This window comes from Enterobacter asburiae (assembly GCF_001521715.1).
Taxonomy (GTDB): domain Bacteria; phylum Pseudomonadota; class Gammaproteobacteria; order Enterobacterales; family Enterobacteriaceae; genus Enterobacter; species Enterobacter asburiae.
This window is the reverse complement of record NZ_CP011863.1, coordinates 3,539,525-3,557,546: the sequence shown is the minus strand read 5'-3', so window position 1 is coordinate 3,557,546 and position 18,022 is coordinate 3,539,525. Positions and strand designations below refer to the sequence as shown.

General features: G+C 56.0%; 17 protein-coding genes. 8 read left to right on the top strand and 9 right to left on the bottom strand.

Going from position 1 to position 18,022, the window contains the following annotated elements:
* Positions 1-23: 23 nt before the first annotated feature.
* The 7 genes from glmU to phoU all read left to right on the top strand — a co-directional run bounded on the left by glmU (position 24) and on the right by phoU (position 8,375).
* Complete coding sequence (gene glmU / locus ACJ69_RS17195; RefSeq protein WP_047646765.1) at positions 24-1,394, top strand: bifunctional UDP-N-acetylglucosamine diphosphorylase/glucosamine-1-phosphate N-acetyltransferase GlmU; 1,371 nt, start codon at positions 24-26, stop codon at positions 1,392-1,394.
* Between the two features lie 238 nt (positions 1,395-1,632).
* On the top strand, positions 1,633-3,462 hold the full coding sequence (glmS, locus tag ACJ69_RS17190; RefSeq protein WP_023309792.1) for a glutamine--fructose-6-phosphate transaminase (isomerizing): 1,830 nt from the start codon (positions 1,633-1,635) through the stop codon (positions 3,460-3,462).
* A 321-nt stretch (positions 3,463-3,783) separates the two neighbouring features.
* Positions 3,784-4,824: a phosphate ABC transporter substrate-binding protein PstS gene (gene pstS / locus ACJ69_RS17185; RefSeq protein WP_008500186.1), complete on the top strand. Its 1,041-nt coding sequence runs from the start codon at positions 3,784-3,786 to the stop codon at positions 4,822-4,824.
* 128 nt (positions 4,825-4,952) lie between these two features.
* Entirely contained in the window at positions 4,953-5,912 is a 960-nt protein-coding gene (pstC, locus tag ACJ69_RS17180; RefSeq protein WP_023309793.1) for a phosphate ABC transporter permease PstC, read from the top strand.
* The gene (gene pstA / locus ACJ69_RS17175) at positions 5,912-6,802 is read left to right on the top strand and encodes a phosphate ABC transporter permease PstA (protein ID WP_023309794.1); all 891 of its coding nucleotides are present in this window, start codon (positions 5,912-5,914) and stop codon (positions 6,800-6,802) included. The genes pstC and pstA overlap by 1 nt, the downstream gene beginning before the upstream one ends.
* Before the next feature lie 47 nt (positions 6,803-6,849).
* Positions 6,850-7,623, top strand: a complete 774-nt coding sequence (gene pstB / locus ACJ69_RS17170) for a phosphate ABC transporter ATP-binding protein PstB (protein WP_010426574.1) — start codon at positions 6,850-6,852, stop codon at positions 7,621-7,623.
* Positions 7,624-7,649: 26 nt separating this feature from the next.
* Positions 7,650-8,375, top strand: a complete 726-nt coding sequence (gene phoU / locus ACJ69_RS17165; RefSeq protein ID WP_059347383.1) for a phosphate signaling complex protein PhoU — start codon at positions 7,650-7,652, stop codon at positions 8,373-8,375.
* A 44-nt stretch (positions 8,376-8,419) separates the two neighbouring features.
* Here the strand turns inward: phoU and yieH are convergent, their stop codons facing one another.
* Positions 8,420-9,085, bottom strand: a complete 666-nt coding sequence (gene yieH / locus ACJ69_RS17160; RefSeq protein ID WP_029741483.1) for a 6-phosphogluconate phosphatase — start codon at positions 9,083-9,085, stop codon at positions 8,420-8,422.
* A gap of 164 nt (positions 9,086-9,249) precedes the next feature.
* Here yieH and adeP point away from each other — a divergent pair, with 164 nt between their 5' ends.
* A complete protein-coding gene (adeP, locus tag ACJ69_RS17155) occupies positions 9,250-10,587 on the top strand; it encodes an adenine permease AdeP (RefSeq protein ID WP_023309797.1) in 1,338 nt (445 codons plus the stop codon).
* Between the two features lie 61 nt (positions 10,588-10,648).
* On the opposite strand, the gene ACJ69_RS17150 is transcribed toward adeP, so the two are convergent.
* The 8 genes from ACJ69_RS17150 to rnpA form a co-directional block, all read right to left on the bottom strand.
* Positions 10,649-11,215 (bottom strand): NADPH-dependent FMN reductase, encoded by a 567-nt coding sequence (locus ACJ69_RS17150; protein WP_023309798.1) that lies wholly within the window; start codon positions 11,213-11,215, stop codon positions 10,649-10,651.
* A 36-nt stretch (positions 11,216-11,251) separates the two neighbouring features.
* Positions 11,252-11,998 carry a 4'-phosphopantetheinyl transferase family protein gene (locus tag ACJ69_RS17145; protein WP_059347382.1) on the bottom strand — a complete coding sequence of 249 codons (747 nt, stop codon included), beginning with the start codon at positions 11,996-11,998 and terminating at the stop codon, positions 11,252-11,254.
* Positions 11,999-12,120: 122 nt separating this feature from the next.
* Positions 12,121-13,092, bottom strand: coding sequence for an HTH-type transcriptional regulator YidZ (yidZ, locus tag ACJ69_RS17140; RefSeq protein WP_029741480.1), 972 nt, complete (start codon positions 13,090-13,092; stop codon positions 12,121-12,123).
* Positions 13,061-14,236 carry an MFS transporter gene (locus ACJ69_RS17135; protein WP_059347381.1) on the bottom strand — a complete coding sequence of 392 codons (1,176 nt, stop codon included), beginning with the start codon at positions 14,234-14,236 and terminating at the stop codon, positions 13,061-13,063. The genes yidZ and ACJ69_RS17135 overlap by 32 nt, the downstream gene beginning before the upstream one ends.
* Before the next feature lie 111 nt (positions 14,237-14,347).
* Positions 14,348-15,712, bottom strand: coding sequence for a tRNA uridine-5-carboxymethylaminomethyl(34) synthesis GTPase MnmE (mnmE, locus tag ACJ69_RS17130; RefSeq protein ID WP_021242672.1), 1,365 nt, complete (start codon positions 15,710-15,712; stop codon positions 14,348-14,350).
* 72 nt (positions 15,713-15,784) lie between these two features.
* Positions 15,785-17,428: a membrane protein insertase YidC gene (yidC, locus tag ACJ69_RS17125; protein ID WP_029741445.1), complete on the bottom strand. Its 1,644-nt coding sequence runs from the start codon at positions 17,426-17,428 to the stop codon at positions 15,785-15,787.
* A gap of 2 nt (positions 17,429-17,430) precedes the next feature.
* Positions 17,431-17,688, bottom strand: a complete 258-nt coding sequence (gene yidD, locus ACJ69_RS24430) for a membrane protein insertion efficiency factor YidD (RefSeq protein ID WP_001307474.1) — start codon at positions 17,686-17,688, stop codon at positions 17,431-17,433.
* Positions 17,652-18,011, bottom strand: coding sequence for a ribonuclease P protein component (gene rnpA / locus ACJ69_RS17120; protein WP_032640303.1), 360 nt, complete (start codon positions 18,009-18,011; stop codon positions 17,652-17,654). Before rnpA ends, yidD begins: the two co-directional genes overlap by 37 nt.
* Positions 18,012-18,022 lie beyond the last annotated feature (11 nt).

Sequence of the window (18,022 nt, the reverse complement as noted above, 5' to 3'; positions counted from 1 at the left end):
CTCAAACTACCGTCAGGATGCGTATGTCAAACAGTGCGATGAGCGTGGTGATCCTTGCCGCTGGCAAAGGGACCCGCATGTATTCCGATCTGCCTAAGGTGCTCCACACGCTTGCAGGAAAGCCAATGGTGCAGCATGTCATTGATGCAGCGAACGAACTGGGTGCCAGTCAGGTCCACCTGGTCTACGGCCACGGCGGCGATCTGCTTAAAAAGACGCTGAGCGATGACAAGCTCAACTGGGTGCTTCAGGCCGAACAGCTGGGCACAGGCCATGCGATGCAGCAGGCTGCGCCTTTCTTTGCGGATGACGAAGACATTTTGATGCTCTACGGCGATGTCCCGCTGATCTCCGTTGAAACCCTGACTCGCCTGCGTGAAGCCAAACCGCAGGGCGGCATCGGTTTGTTGACCGTCGTGCTGGACGATCCAAGCGGTTATGGCCGCATCACCCGTGAAAACGGCAACGTCACGGGTATTGTTGAGCATAAAGATGCCAGCGACGAACAGCGCCAGATTCAGGAGATCAACACCGGTATCCTGATTGCCAACGGCGCGGATATGAAGCGCTGGCTGTCCAGACTCGACAATAACAACGCGCAGGGTGAATACTACATCACCGACATCATTGCGATGGCGTACCACGAAGGGCGTGAAATTGCCGCCGTTCATCCGGCGCGCATCAGCGAAACGGACGGCGTGAACAACCGCCTTCAGCTCTCCCGTCTTGAGCGTATTTATCAGTCCGAGCAGGCCGAAAAACTGCTGCTGGCGGGCGTGATGCTGCGCGATCCGGCGCGTTTCGATCTGCGCGGTTCGTTATCTCACGGGCGTGACGTTGAAATTGATACGAACGTTATCCTCGAAGGTCACGTCACGCTGGGCGATCGCGTCAAAATTGGCGCCGGCTGCGTGATTAAAAACAGCGTCATCGGTGACGACTGCGAAATCAGCCCATACAGCGTGGTGGAAGATGCCCGTCTGGATACGGCGTGTACCATCGGCCCGTTTGCGCGTCTGCGCCCGGGCGCTGAGCTGCTGGAAGGCGCTCACGTGGGTAACTTCGTGGAGATGAAAAAAGCGCGTCTGGGTAAAGGCTCGAAAGCCGGTCATCTGACCTATCTGGGCGACGCGGAAATTGGCAATAACGTGAATATTGGTGCAGGGACCATTACCTGTAACTATGACGGCGCGAATAAGTTTAAAACCATCATCGGTGACGACGTGTTCGTTGGCTCCGATACGCAGCTGGTGGCGCCTGTTACCGTGGGTAACGGAGTGACTATCGCCGCCGGAACAACCGTTACGCGAGATGTGGCCGAGAACGAGCTGGTGTTAAGCCGCGTTCCGCAAGTCAGCAAGCAGGGCTGGAAACGCCCGGTGAAGAAAAAGTAACGGATTTACCCCTCACCCTAACCCTCCCCCCAAAGGGGAGAGGGGATCGTTCGGTGCGGTGTTTTTCTCTCTCGCCCCTTTGGGGAGAGGGCCGGGGTGAGGGGATAATATAATTCTCCACCCACAAGCAGTACCCATAAAAATAACCCCACTCTCTACAAGGCTCGGGGTGCCCGGAAAGGGCAAATACAGGTCAGCGACAACGCAGGCATAATGCCTAAATTCGGAATCTAAAATTATGTGTGGAATTGTTGGCGCAGTTGCGCAGCGTGATATTGCTGAAATCCTTCTCGAAGGTTTACGTCGTCTGGAATACCGTGGTTACGACTCTGCCGGTCTGGCTGTCGTCGATGCAGAAGGTCATATGACCCGTCTGCGTCGTCTCGGTAAAGTGCAGATGCTGGCCCAGGCCGCGGAAGAACATCCGCTGCACGGTGGTACCGGTATTGCTCACACCCGCTGGGCGACGCACGGCGAACCGTCTGAAGGTAACGCGCACCCGCATGTGTCTGAACACATCGTGGTCGTGCACAACGGCATTATCGAAAACCACGAACCGCTGCGCGAAGAACTGAAAGCGCGCGGCTACACCTTCGTCTCTGAAACTGACACCGAAGTGATTGCTCACCTGGTGCACTGGGAGCTGGAGCAGGGCGGCACGCTGCGTGATGCGGTGCTGCGTGCTATCCCTCAGCTGCGCGGTGCGTACGGTACGGTGATCATGGATTCCCGCGATCCGTCAACGCTGCTGGCAGCGCGTTCCGGTAGCCCGATGGTTATCGGTCTGGGCATGGGCGAAAACTTCATCGCTTCTGACCAGCTGGCGCTTCTGCCGGTTACCCGTCGCTTTATCTTCCTCGAAGAGGGTGATATCGCGGAAGTAACTCGCCGCAGCGTGACCGTATTCGATACCAAAGGCGAGCAGGTGAAACGTCAGGAGATTGAATCGAATCTGCAGTACGACGCGGGCGACAAAGGCGCTTACCGTCACTACATGCAGAAAGAGATTTACGAGCAGCCAAACGCCATCAAAAACACGCTGACCGGGCGCATCAGCCACGGTGAAGTGGATCTGAGCGAGCTGGGCGCAAACGCGAACGAACTGCTCGGCAAGGTCGAGCATATTCAGATCGTGGCCTGCGGCACCTCCTACAACTCCGGTATGGTTTCTCGCTACTGGTTTGAATCCCTGGCGGGCGTGCCGTGCGATGTGGAAATCGCGTCTGAATTCCGCTATCGCAAATCCGCGGTGCGTCGTAACAGCCTGATGATCACCCTTTCCCAGTCTGGTGAAACGGCGGATACGCTGGCCGCGCTGCGTCTCTCTAAAGAGCTGGGTTACCTGGGCTCTCTGGCTATCTGTAACGTTCCTGGCTCATCGCTGGTGCGTGAGTCCGATCTGGCGCTGATGACTAAAGCGGGCACCGAAATCGGTGTGGCCTCCACCAAAGCGTTTACCACTCAGCTGACCGTTCTGCTGATGCTGGTGGCGAAGCTGGCGCGTCTGAAAGGCGAAGATGCTTCCGTTGAGCACGACATCGTTCACGGCCTGCAGGCACTGCCGAGCCGTATTGAGCAGATGCTGTCTCAGGACAAACGCATTGAAGCACTGGCGGAAGATTTCTCTGACAAACATCACGCCCTGTTCCTGGGTCGTGGCGATCAGTATCCGATTGCGCTGGAAGGCGCGCTGAAGCTGAAAGAGATCTCCTACATTCACGCTGAAGCCTATGCGGCTGGCGAGCTGAAGCACGGCCCGCTGGCGCTGATTGACGCGGATATGCCGGTCATCGTTGTGGCACCAAACAACGAACTGCTGGAAAAACTGAAGTCTAACATCGAAGAAGTGCGCGCCCGCGGCGGTGTTCTGTACGTCTTCGCCGACAAAGATGCCGGTTTTGTCAGCAACGACAACATGCACATTATCGAGATGCCGCATGTGGAAGAGGTTATCGCACCAATCTTCTACACCGTTCCGCTGCAGCTGCTGGCCTATCACGTTGCGCTGATCAAAGGCACCGACGTTGACCAGCCGCGTAACCTGGCGAAATCGGTTACCGTAGAATAATCCCTTCAGGCTCCACCTTCGGGTGGAGCTTTTTTATCCTGCCCGTCTTGTTTTTAATCAATCCTTTCTCGTTTTTAATAATGACAATTTGTCATCTTCAGCTACTTTTTTCAGTGTCACATAAAGAAAATATTTCTGAAAACGTCTTGTCATAAAATCGGCTAACACGATGAAAATTAAGCTTTCTTTTGCTGGTTTTTAAGTGAAATTAACGTTGTCATAAAACTGTCATAATTCGTACATTTATCTGTCACCTGTTTGTCCTATTTTGCTCATCGTAGCCACTAAACAACGATTTACGAAAATCTTGCAGGAGACATTATGAAAGTTATGCGTACCACTGTCGCAACTGTTGTCGCCGCGACCTTATCTCTGAGCGCGTTCTCTGTATTTGCAGAAGCAAGCCTGACTGGCGCTGGTGCAACCTTCCCTGCGCCGGTGTATGCCAAATGGGCAGATACCTACCAGAAAGAAACCGGTAACAAGGTTAACTATCAGGGTATCGGCTCCTCCGGTGGCGTTAAACAAATTACCGCGAACACTGTTGATTTCGGCGCATCAGACGCTCCGCTGTCTGATGACAAACTGGCTCAGGAAGGCCTGTTCCAGTTCCCTACCGTGATCGGTGGTGTGGTTCTGGCCATCAACCTGCCGGGCGTGAAGTCGGGTGAGCTGGTGCTGGACGGCAAAACCCTGGGTGACATCTACCTGGGCAAAATCAAAAAATGGGATGACGAAGCAATCGCTAAACTCAACCCAGGCCTGAAGCTGCCTTCTCAGAACATCGCCGTGGTTCGCCGCGCGGATGGTTCCGGTACCTCTTTCGTGTTCACCAGCTACCTGGCAAAAGTGAACGAAGAGTGGAAATCTAAAGTCGGCTCCGGCTCTACCGTTAACTGGCCAACCGGTCTGGGCGGTAAAGGTAACGACGGTATCGCCGCGTTCGTACAGCGTCTGCCTGGCTCAATTGGTTACGTAGAGTATGCGTACGCCAAGCAGAACAACCTGTCCTACACCAAACTGGTTTCAGCCGACGGCAAACCGGTTAGCCCGACCGAAGAAAACTTTGCTAACGCGGCGAAAGGCGCTGACTGGAGCAAATCCTTCGCGCAGGATCTGACTAACCAGAAAGGCGAAGGTGCGTGGCCAATCACCTCTACCACCTTCATCCTGGTTCACAAAGAGCAGAAGAAACCTGAGCAGGGCGCCGAAGTGCTGAAGTTCTTCGACTGGGCGTACAAAAACGGCGGCAAACAGGCTAACGCCCTGGATTACGCTACCCTGCCGGACAACGTGGTTGAGCAGATTCGCGCTGCATGGAAAACCAACGTGAAAGACAGCAGCGGTAAAGCGCTGTACTAACAGGATATATTTAACGAAGATGGCGGGTGGCGCTGCGCTTACCCGCCCTACGGTTTAAGCTGTAGGCCCGGTAAGCGTCAGCGCCACCGGGCATATTCGTAAAAACGTCTCAAACAGAAGAGTAATTTATGGCTGCAACCAAGCCTGCATTTAACCCTCCGGGTAAAAAAGGTGACATGATTTTCAGCGCGCTGGTGAAACTGGCTGCGCTGATTGTGCTATTGCTGCTGGGCGGCATTATCGTGTCTCTGATTTTCTCCTCATGGCCGAGCATTCAGAAATTCGGTTTTTCCTTCCTGTGGACCAAAGAGTGGGACGCGCCGAACGACATCTACGGTGCCCTGGTGCCGATTTACGGCACGCTGGTGACCTCGTTCATCGCCCTGCTGATTGCGGTTCCGGTGAGCTTTGGTATTGCCCTGTTCCTGACGGAGCTGGCGCCGGGCTGGCTGCGACGCCCGCTGGGTATTGCCATCGAACTGCTGGCGGCTATTCCAAGTATCGTTTACGGCATGTGGGGCCTGTTCATCTTTGCTCCGCTGTTCGCCACGTATTTCCAGGAACCGGTCGGTAACGTGCTTTCCGCCATTCCGTTTGTGGGTGCCCTGTTCTCTGGCCCGGCTTTCGGTATCGGCATTCTGGCGGCAGGTGTAATCCTCGCCATCATGATTATTCCGTACATTGCGGCGGTTATGCGCGATGTCTTCGAACAAACGCCGGTGATGATGAAAGAGTCGGCCTACGGCATCGGCTGCACCACCTGGGAAGTTATCTGGCGCATTGTCCTTCCGTTCACCAAAAATGGGGTGATCGGGGGCGTGATGCTGGGCTTAGGTCGTGCGCTGGGTGAAACCATGGCGGTCACCTTTATCATCGGTAACACCTACCAGCTCGACAGCGCGTCGCTCTACATGCCGGGTAACAGTATTACCTCGGCGCTGGCGAATGAATTTGCGGAAGCGGAATCCGGGCTGCACGTGGCGGCGCTGATGGAGCTGGGTCTGATTCTGTTCGTTATCACCTTCATTGTTCTGGCGATTTCCAAGCTGATGATTATGCGCCTCGCTAAAAATGAGGGAGCACGCTAATGGCCACTCTCGAAATGCAAGCTACCGCTGAACTGGCGGAATCCCGCCGTAAAATGCAGGCCAGACGCCGCATGAAAAACCGTATTGCCCTGTCGCTCTCTATGGCAACGATGGCATTCGGCCTGTTCTGGCTGGTCTGGATCCTCTTCTCGACGGTCGTTCGCGGGATTGACGGGATGTCACTGTCGCTGTTCACCGAAATGACGCCGCCGCCGAACACGGCGGGTGGTGGCCTGGCGAATGCCCTGGCGGGCAGCGGCCTGCTGATCCTGTGGGCGACGGTCTTCGGCACGCCGCTGGGCATCATGGCGGGCATCTACCTGGCAGAATACGGTCGTAAATCCTGGCTGGCGGAAGTGATTCGCTTCATCAACGACATTCTGCTGTCAGCCCCGTCAATCGTCGTGGGTCTGTTTGTTTACACCGTGGTGGTGGCGCAGATGGAACACTTCTCCGGCTGGGCGGGTGTGATTGCCCTGGCGCTGCTGCAGGTGCCGATTGTTATTCGTACCACCGAGAACATGCTGAAACTGGTGCCGGACAGCCTGCGTGAAGCGGCTTATGCGCTGGGTACGCCGAAATGGAAGATGATCTCTGCGATTACGCTGAAGGCGTCTGTCTCCGGGATCATGACCGGTATCCTGCTGGCGGTTGCGCGTATCGCGGGTGAAACGGCGCCGCTGTTGTTTACGTCCCTCTCCAATCAGTTCTGGAGCACGGACATGATGCAGCCGATCGCCAACCTGCCGGTGACGATCTTTAAATTTGCGATGAGCCCATTCGCGGAATGGCAGCAGCTGGCCTGGGCCGGGGTGCTGATCATTACCCTTTGCGTACTGTTGCTGAACATTCTGGCGCGCGTCATTTTCGCGAAGAAGAAACACGGTTAATTTTTTACGGCGCGGCAGCTCGCGGCGCCGAATGAGGAAATGAGTCAATGAGTATGGTTGATACTGCCCCGGGTAAGATTCAGGTTCGTGATTTGAACTTCTACTACGGCAAATTCCATGCCCTGAAGAACATCAACCTGGATATCGCGAAGAACCAGGTCACGGCATTTATCGGTCCGTCCGGCTGCGGAAAATCCACGCTGCTGCGTACCTTTAACAAAATGTATTCGCTCTATCCGGAGCAGCGTGCTGAAGGTGAAATCATCCTGGACGGTGAAAACATTCTGACCCAGGCTCAGGATATCGCCCTGCTGCGCGCCAAAGTGGGGATGGTGTTCCAGAAACCAACGCCGTTCCCGATGTCTATTTATGACAACATCGCGTTTGGCGTGCGTCTGTTTGAAAAACTCTCCCGTGCCGATATGGACGAGCGCGTGCAGTGGGCTTTGACCAAGGCCGCATTATGGAACGAAACCAAAGATAAGTTGCACCAGAGCGGTTACTCTCTCTCCGGCGGTCAGCAGCAGCGTCTGTGCATTGCGCGCGGTATTGCTATTCGCCCGGAAGTGCTGCTGCTGGATGAGCCGTGTTCAGCGCTGGACCCGATCTCAACCGGCCGTATTGAAGAGCTGATCACCGAGCTGAAGCAGGATTACACCGTGGTTATCGTGACCCATAACATGCAGCAGGCTGCACGTTGTTCCGATCACACGGCGTTTATGTACCTGGGCGAGTTGATTGAGTTCAGCGATACGGACGCGCTGTTCACCAGGCCCGCGAAGAAACAAACCGAAGATTATATTACTGGCCGCTACGGTTGATTTGCCTTAGTGCATGTGGAGAAACCATGGACAACCTCAATCTTAATAAACACATTTCCGGCCAGTTCAACGCAGAGCTGGAAAGCATTCGCACCCAGGTAATGACCATGGGCGGCATGGTCGAGCAGCAGCTTTCTGATGCGATTACGGCAATGCACAACCAGGACAGCGAGCTGGCGAAGCGCGTTATTGAAGGCGACAAAAACGTCAACATGATGGAAGTCGCTATCGACGAGGCCTGCGTGCGCATTATCGCGAAACGTCAGCCGACGGCGAGCGACCTGCGCCTGGTGATGGCGATCATCAAAACCATCGCCGAGCTGGAGCGTATTGGTGACGTTGCGGATAAAATCTGCCGCACCGCGCTGGAGAAGTTCTCACAGCAGCACCAGCCGCTGCTGGTGAGCCTGGAGTCGCTGGGCCGCCACACCGTGCAGATGCTGCACGACGTGCTGGATGCCTTTGCGCGTATGGATCTGGACGAAGCGGTGCGTATCTACCGTGAAGACAAGAAGGTCGACCAGGAGTATGAAGGCATCGTGCGTCAGCTGATGACCTACATGATGGAAGATTCACGTACCATCCCAAGCGTACTGACTGCCCTGTTCTGCGCGCGCTCCATCGAGCGTATCGGCGACCGCTGCCAGAACATTTGCGAATACATCTTCTACTTCGTGAAAGGTCATGACTTCCGTCACGTGGGCGGCGACGAGCTGGACAAGCTGCTGGCGGGTAAAGATCCGAAAGAGTGATGTTTGTGGCGGGTGGCGCTGGCGCTTACCCGCCCTACGTTAGCTTAACGCGTAATATTCCATCCGCGTGCTTTCCACAATTCAGGCAACTGCGCCAGATCGGTAAAGGTCGTCACGTTGGGATGATCGATCGGCTTGTTGTGCGGGTCGGCGCAGAAGTAAAACACCTCCATCCCCGCATCAATCCCCGACTGCGCGCCCGCAGACGAGTCATCCACCAGAATGCAGTTTTCTACGTTGACGTTCATCGCTTTTGCCGCATGGAACATCAGCGCCGGGTCTGGCTTCCAGCGCTGGATATCGTAGCCGCTGAACAGTTTTTCCGGGAAATGGTGCAACATCTCAAGCTTGCCCAGCGAGTGCTGCATTTTGCTGACCGGGCCGTTAGAGACGACGCAGACTGGCACCGTCATCGCATCCAGCAACGCGTTAGCCCCAGAGATAACCTCCAGCTCGGAGTCGAACAGGCGTGCGACCTCGGCGCGGTACACCGGTTCCAGATCCGCTTTCGCCAGATCCACGCCGTGTTCTTCGTTAATGATGTCGATGATCTCGTAGAGCTTCACGCCCTTAAAGCGTTTAAACACCTCTTCGAGTTCCAGCGTAATGCCAAATTCCTGGAACATAGTGACATACGCGCGGGAACAAATGACCTCACTGTCGACCAGCGTACCGTCGCAGTCGAAAAATACAGCTTCAATTCCGGACATGCCTTTCCCTTTTAACAAGTTTAACGTTTACGTACGGCAGTTCGCCGGAACGCAATCGTTGCCGTATAAGCAAAATCAATGAAAAAAGTATCACGTAACCGCCACTATTGTCGCATTTTGGTATAGGATAGCGACGAATTTTCCCTCCTTGTTCGGAATTGATGATGAGTCAACAACACACTACCCAGACATCTGGTCAGGGTCTGCTTGAGCGCGTTTTTAAACTGCGCGAGCACGGCACAACGGCACGCACCGAAGTGATCGCTGGTTTCACCACCTTCCTGACGATGGTCTATATCGTTTTTGTGAACCCTCAAATTCTGGGCGTCGCTGGCATGGATACCAGCGCCGTCTTTGTAACCACCTGCCTGATTGCGGCCCTTGGCAGCATTCTGATGGGTGTGTTCGCTAACCTGCCGGTTGCGCTGGCACCGGCGATGGGCCTGAATGCGTTCTTCGCGTTCGTTGTCGTTCAGGCGATGGGGCTGCCGTGGCAGGTTGGCATGGGCGCCATCTTCTGGGGCGCGGTTGGCCTGCTGCTGCTGACCATTTTCCGCGTGCGTTACTGGATGATTGCAAACATTCCCGTGAGTCTGCGCGTGGGCATTACCAGCGGTATTGGTCTGTTCATCGGTATGATGGGGCTGAAAAACGCCGGCGTTATCGTGGCAAACCCGGATACGCTGGTGAGCATCGGCCACCTGACTTCTCATAACGTGCTGCTGGGCGTGCTGGGCTTCTTTATCATCGCGATCCTGGCTTCCCGCAATATTCACGCGGCGGTGCTGGTGTCTATCGTTGTCACCACCCTGCTGGGCTGGATGCTGGGCGACGTTCACTATAACGGTATCGTCTCCGCGCCACCGAGCGTCTCTACCGTGATTGGTCACGTCGATCTGGCGGGTTCCCTGAACCTGGGCCTGGCGGGCGTGATTTTCTCCTTCATGCTGGTCAACCTGTTTGACTCCTCCGGCACGCTGATTGGCGTGACCGACAAAGCGGGTCTGGCGGATGAAAAAGGCAAATTCCCGCGCATGAAGCAGGCGCTGTTTGTGGATAGCGTCTCCTCTGTGACCGGTGCTTTTATCGGAACCTCGTCCGTTACCGCGTACATTGAATCTTCTTCCGGCGTGTCCGTGGGCGGCCGTACCGGCCTGACGGCGGTGGTCGTGGGTATTCTGTTCCTGCTGGTGATCTTCCTCTCTCCGCTGGCGGGTATGGTTCCACCGTATGCGGCAGCCGGCGCGCTGATCTATGTGGGTGTGCTGATGACCTCCAGCCTGTCACGCGTGAAGTGGGATGATTTAACCGAAGCGGTGCCGGCGTTTATTACCGCCGTGATGATGCCGTTCAGCTTCTCGATTACCGAAGGTATCGCGCTGGGCTTTATCTCTTACTGCGTAATGAAGATCGGTACCGGCCGCTTCCGCGACCTCAGCCCGTGCGTCATCGTTGTGGCGCTGCTGTTTGTGCTGAAGATTGTGTTTATTGACGCCAAATAAACATGTTTGTTCCCTCTCCCTGTGGGAGAGGGTCAGGGTGAGGGCATCAGGCCGCTCCGGTCTACGCCTTCACCCGCTTAATATAATCCCCAAACGCCGTCAGTTGGCCAGACAGATGATCGCGCGTGCTCTGATCCACCACTTCACCCGTTTGCGGGTCGACCTTGTTCTGAATTACACCACCCATAAATTCCGGCTTGTTCATGACCATCGCATCCAGGAATACCAGGATCTGGCGCAGATGATACTGGCAGCGCGCGCCGCCAATGGCGCCCATTGAGCTGGTCTGGATCAGCACCGGCTTGCCTGCCAGCGGCTGCTCAGGTAAACGAGACAGCCAGTCGATGGCATTCTTCAGGCCACCCGGAACCGAATAGTTATACTCCGGCGTGACGATGACCACGCCGTCGGCCTGGCGGATCTGCTCTGCCAGCGCCTCAACGCTCTGCGGAAAACCCTCTTCCTGCTGTACGTCAGCGTCATACAGCGGAATATCGCCAATAGACGGCAGGGCGCTAATTTCCATTCCTGCCGGTGCCAGCTGTGGCAGCGTGCGGGCAACCATCCCGTTAAATGAACCTTTGCGCAGGCTTCCCAGTAACGTAACTACTTTCAACGTATCAGACATGATTACTCCTGTTTCATCATGATGACCCTGATCGGATCAGCTAAGGGTGAATGCTTTTTCTGCCGGTAAACTGGTTAAACGCATCAGGCGTGCAGCGGGCTCGTTGGCGCGCTCGGGCACATCAGGAAGGCTACGCCATCCCTGTTGGCTGTCAAATTCCCAGATTTTCATGCGTTCGATGGCGGGGGTAACCGCAATGGACCAAATGAGCACATCCTCTGCGTCGCTGAGTGCCTCTACCAGCGTAGCCTGAGTGGCACGCAGACGTCCGGAGCCTGGAAGCAGCTGCAGCAGGCTGGCGTCGTCTGAGGCGCATCCACAGAGCTTGCGAATGCTCTGGCGCAAGGTAATGAGCTGGGCTCTGGCTTCGACAGGATCGTTCTGGTTGCGTACCCACAGCTTCTCATTGCTCGAGAGCGGATAGTCTTCATGCGCATTACCGCCATGGAAGCTGCGCGTCGCGCGCTGGAGTTCCATATCCAGCCCACAATCCCCTTCGGTGGTCAGCGCGACGCCAATGATATTGCCCGCGTAGGCAATCGAAAAACGAGGGAGGTCCGGGTCGGCAAAGACCGGGCGGCCTTCGGGTTGGGTAATGATGTCCGGCAGCTCGCTGGTGCCGTACAGCATAAACAGCAGTTCTGCGAGAAGCGCTCTGGACGCTAAATACCGCGTTCTGCGGTGTTCCGGGAGAGTGAGTGCTTCACTGTGACAGGCTGAAGAAATTCTTGCCGATACGAGACGTCCTTCCGTAAGTATCCCTCTTGCAAAGTGCGTAGCCATTTTTCGCTCCTTGATAATGGTCGTAATCGGTTAAACGGTTACATGATTATCGCTTAACTTGACTCCTGTTTTAATCAGTAAATGGGAGTAAGAGAAGCCTTAGGACCGAACTTTACATTTTCTTAGGCAAAAATTGGATCGCTGGCACCGTACAGCGCCTTGATGGTTTCCCGCAGCCAGAGGATTTTCGGATTATGGCTGTTCCGTTTATGCCAGATCAGCGTGAAGGGAACGGTAAGCTTTTCAGCCTGCGCTTCGTCAATGGGAATGGGCAGCGCGATCAGCTTCCGCTGGTGGAGTTGATTGTAGTGATGGCAGTAGTGCGGAGCCGTGGCGATATAGTTGTGACCGGGCTGCGCTGCCATAAACATCGACTGCTCAAAGCCCGGCACGCTCATGGCAATGTTTCTCTCCCGACCCATCTCCTTTAGCACTTCGTCCAGCGCCCAGGTGTCGCTGCGTTCCCAGAAGATGCTGATGTGCGGGTAGCGCAGGAAGGTTTCGAGGTTCCATTCGTCCTGTAGCGCGGGATGATCCTCACGCAGATACACGCACGGACGGTCGCTGAACAGGATCTCATAGTCGATGAACCACGGCATTAGCTTCAGCAATTCACGCGAGCGCGGGTGCGTTTCGCGTCCGGTGAATCCCAGATCCACCTCTCCACGCGTAATGGCGTCCAGCGAGTCGTAATCCCAGTGACGCATCTTCACCGTAGCCTGCGGATAGCGCTGGTTCACCTGCTCCAGCAGGGCGTTAAAGCGGATCAGCATCAACGGCGTTTCGGCGGCCAGCACGAACGTTAGGCCGCCCGGGGAATCATGGTGGAATTTATCGAGGATCTGATTGCCGATTTGCATCCAGTCGGCCAGATCCTGCTCCAGGCTTACCGTCAGCGGGGTCGGCAGCAGCCCCAACGGCGTTTTGACAAACAGCGGGTCGTCAAACCAGTCACGCAGCTTGGCCAGCGATTTACTCACCGCAGACGGCGTCACGTTCATCCGTTTTGCCGCTTTGGTGACGCTGCGCTCCTGCAGCAAAAGCTGCAGGCACAGCAACAGGTTAAGATCGAGACTGCTGATGGGCTTCTTCATAATGCGCCGCGGGCTGGATGACCATAAGTAAGGTGATGCACAGTATGCTACAGCCAATCAGAACCCCGATCAGCATATTCAGCGCGTTAAGCCCGATGACCGCCGCCAGCCAAATCCACAGCGACGAGCCGCAGACCTGCGCAATTCCCAGCACCGAGCTTGCCACGCCTGCCCGCAGCGAGAAGGGGCCAAGCGCCTGACTCATCGCCACGCCAAAGCCAACCGAGAACCCGGCGCAAATGAGGGTAATACCCGCCAGCATCACCACATGTGAGCTGGCGGTTGCCAGGATCGCGCCAGCCGTGAGGAATAAAACCTGTGAGGTCAGCATCAACGCGCGCTGGCTGAAAACATTTAGCGCAAACGGGGTGGAGAACGAGACCGCCATACTGACCATGGCGGTTAATGCCATCACCGTTGAATACTCACCCCGATCGAAGCCCATGGTTTCCATCAGTAAAACAGGGGAAACGTTTACATAGGTCAGGATCACCGCCACGCTTAACGTGGTCACGGCCAGACGACTGAGGAAAAAGCGGTTAAGCAGCTTCTCGGCTGGGTGAATGGTTGCGGTATGACCGGTATTCTGCGAGCCCGGGTGGGTCTCTTTCAGCACGGCGATGGACAGGATAAACACCAGCGCGCCCATCGCCGCCATGGTCCAGAACAGGCTCTGCCACGGAAATTTCAGCATGATCAGATATCCCACGACCGGGGCCAGCACCGGGATGATGCAGGTAATACCGTTCAGCATCGAAAGCACCTTAGCGCGACGCTGGGCGCTTAGGGTATCGCGCAAAATGGCAAAAGCGACGACGTAGCAGCCACCGGCTCCAATGCCCTGGATAAACCGTCCGGCCAGGAACACGGTGCTGTTCTGCGCCTGTGAGCAGAGAAGAGAGGCCAGGGCAAAAATGATGGCACCCGTTATGGCGACAGGCTGACGGCCTGCCTTATCCGCGATCTTCCCGGCAAACACCATCGACGACGCCATCCCCGCGAGGTAGGCCGAAAACGCGATGTGCAGCTGCGCTTCGCTGGCATCCAGATCGCGGGCGATGTGCGGCAATCCCACCAGATACATATCAATGCCAGACGGATAAAGCAGAACTAATGCAAAACTACAAAACAGAAAACGCGCCATAAACCCCCCATAGATGCAGGCATGCAGGATAGGGGGTGAAAAGGGATTAGGCGAGTTGCCATTTGGACAATGGTGATTTCCTGGGAGGAAATCACCATCAATGAGCGGGCCTTACTTACCGATACAGAAGCTCGAGAAGATCCTTCCCAGCAGATCGTCCGACGTAAACTCCCCGGTGATTTCGCTCAGATTCTGCTGCGCCAGGCGCAGCTCTTCCGCCAGCAGTTCGCCCGCCCACGCGCCGATCAGCTGCGCTTTACCCTGAACAAGGTGGTTTGCCGCCTCTTCCAGCGCCTGCAGGTGACGACGACGCGCCAGGAAGCCGCCTTCCATGCTGGTGTCAAAACCCATGCTCTGCTTGAGATGGTTGCGCAGGTCGTCAACGCCTTCACCGGTACGCGCCGACAGGCGAATCAGTGAGTGACCATTCACATCGCTGATGCCCAGCGTTTCGCCGGTGACGTCCGCTTTGTTACGCACCACGGTGATTGGCAATTTGGCCGGAAGGCGGGCGATAAAGTCCGGCCAGATCTCAGCCGGGTCCACGGCGTCGGTCGTGGTGCCGTCCACCATAAATAGCACGCGGTCGGCCTGCTCAATCTCCTGCCAGGCGCGTTCGATACCGATGCGCTCCACTTCGTCGCTGGCATCGCGCAGGCCGGCGGTATCAATGATATGCAGCGGCATCCCGTCGATGTGGATATGCTCGCGCAGCACGTCGCGGGTGGTGCCGGCAATGTCGGTGACGATCGCCGCTTCACGGCCTGCCAGGGCGTTCAGCAGGCTCGATTTCCCGGCGTTAGGGCGTCCGGCAATAACTACCTTCATCCCTTCACGCAGCAGGCTGCCCTGGCGCGCTTCGGCACGCACGGCGTCGAGATCGGCCATCACCTGGTTGAGCTGCGCTTCGATTTTACCGTCAGAGAGGAAGTCAATCTCCTCATCCGGGAAGTCGATAGCCGCTTCCACGTAGATCCTCAGGTGAGTAAGTGCTTCCACAAGATGATTCACGCGGGCGGAGAATGCCCCCTGCAGCGAGTTAAGCGCGGAGCGAGCCGCCTGTTCGGAACTGGCGTCGATCAGGTCTGCAATCGCTTCTGCCTGCGCAAGGTCGAGCTTGTCGTTGAGGAAGGCTCGCTCGGAGAACTCGCCCGGCTTCGCAATGCGCAGGCCAGGCAGGGTCAGAATACGTTTTAACAGCAGGTCGAGGATAACCGGGCCGCCGTGTCCCTGCAGCTCCAGCACGTCTTCGCCGGTGAAAGAGTTCGGGCCGGGGAACCACAGCGCAATGCCCTGGTCCAGCGGCGTGCCGTCGGTATCTTTAAACGGCAGGTAATCAGCGTAGCGCGGCTTTGGCAGTTTACCCAGCACCGCTTCGGCCACCTCGCGCGCCTTCAGGCCGGAGATGCGCAGAATGCCTACACCACCGCGTCCCGGTGGGGTTGCCTGGGCGACGATAGTGTCGTTATGGCTCATGGTTGGTCTCGTTCAATACAAATAAAAAAGGCGGTCAATCGACCGCCCTTATTTTAGCGTTAACTTACCGAATCAGGATTTTTTCTTTTCGCGGCTATGCAGGCCACGTTTTTCCAGACCACGGTAAATCAGCTGCTGCTGGATGATGGTCACCAGGTTGCTGACGATATAGTACAGTACCAGACCTGACGGGAACCACAGGAAGAACACGGTGAAGATGACCGGCATAAAGGTCATGATCTTCTGCTGCATCGGGTCGGTCACGGTGGTCGGCGACATCTTCTGGATGAAGAACATCGTCACGCCCATCAGGATCGGCAGGATGTAGTACGGGTCCTGTGCGGACAGGTCGTGGATCCACAGGGCGAACGGCGCGTGGCGCAGCTCAACGGAACCCATCAGCATGTAGTACAGCGCAAGGAAGATTGGCATCTGAATCAGCAGCGGGAAGCAACCACCCAGTGGGTTTACTTTCTCTGCTTTATACAGGGCCATCATTTCCTGGCTCTGACGCTGTTTGTCATCGCCCAGACGCTCACGCATCGCCGCAATCTTTGGCTGCAGCATACGCATCTTCGCCATGGAGGTGTACTGCGCTTTAGTCAGCGGGTACATGATGCCACGAACGATGAAGGTGATAACGATGATGGAGAAGCCCCAGTTACCCAGGAAGCTGTGGATGAACTTCAGCAGCTTAAACAGCGGCTGTGAGATGAACCACAACCAACCGTAATCGACGGTCAGATCCAGGTGCGGCGCAACAGCGGCCATTTTGTCCTGAATTTCCGGGCCGACCCACAGAGTGCTTGCCATCTTACCGGTTTGACCCGGCTGAACCAGAACCGGCTGAGATTTGTAGCCGATGGCTGCAAGACCGTTACCCAGGTTCGCGGTATAGAAGTTGTTGGTACCGTCGTTATTTGGCACCCACGCAGTAGCGAAATACTGCTGCAGCATTGCCACCCAACCGCCTTTAGCGCTGACGTTCAGGTTTTCGTTATCGGCAATGGTGTCGAATTTGTATTTCTCATACTTCGCGTCTGGCGTGGAGTACGCCGCGCCACGGAAGGTATGCAGCGCAAAGTTGCTGCTTCCGGTGTCACGGTGAGACGGCAGATTGATGGACTGCTTCAGCTGGCCAAAGGTCGACAGTTCCAGTGGTTTCGCACTGGCGTTCTGTACGCTGTAGCCCACGTTCACCGCATATTCACCGCGTTTCAGAGTGAAGGTTTTGGTGAAGGTGTTGCCTGCGGCGTCGGTGTACGTCATCGGGATTGCGAGTTCGTTCTGACCATCAGCCAGTACAAAGGTGTCGCTCTCGACGGTATACAGTGGACGCGCACCGTTAGCCGGGTTATCCGGGCCATCACGACCGGTCAGGCCGCTCTGCGCCTGGTAGATAAACTCAGGCGTGGTTTCCAGTAACTGGAACGGTTCGTTAGACTTCAGCTCTTTCGGGTAGGTCAACAGCAGCGCCTGCTCAACATCACCACCACGGGTGTTGATTGTCAGCTCAAGCACATCGGTCTTAACCGTAATCTGTTTCCCCTGGCCACTGGCCGGTACGCCCTGGTCGGCGGCGCTACCCGCTGCGGTGGTCGTAGTCTGCGTGGTCTGCTGCTGGGGTTGAGGATTTTTATCCTGCTCCCATGCCTGCCAGATCATGAAAGACACGAACAACAAAGCGATGATAAGAAGATTGCGTTGCGAATCCATCGTTAGTGTTCTCTGGTATCAAAGGGTCCTGGGGGGACGGGGTCGTCTCCACCGGGGTGTAAAGGGTGGCATTTTAATACGCGTTTCACCGTCAACCAACTGCCTTTTATCACTCCAAACCTGCGCAATGCCTCAATTCCGTAGCTTGAGCATGTTGGTGTGAAACGGCAGTGCGGCCCGAGTAGCGGACTAATCAGGCGTTGATAGACCCGAATGAGGGCTATCAGGACCCGTGAGCCAGGCGACAGTGGCGGCGCCATAATTTTTCCAACGCTTCCGAGAGAGCACGGTTATCGAGGTCGGCAACCCCTTTCTTCGCCACCACCACGAAATCCATTGAAGGCAGTTCGTGCTGACGTAAACGGAAGCTTTCACGCGTCAGACGTTTAATCCGATTGCGTTCATGCGCACGCTTAACATTTTTCTTGGCGACTGTGAGACCGATGCGGGGATGCCCCAGCGAATTTTGGCGGCCGAGGATGGTGATTTGCGGCGTGCCAGCCCGTAGTGGCTGCTGGAAGACGAAAGTGAAATGAGCGGGAGTTAACAAACGTAACTCCCTGGGAAATGCTAGCTTAACCACTCAGGGGTTAG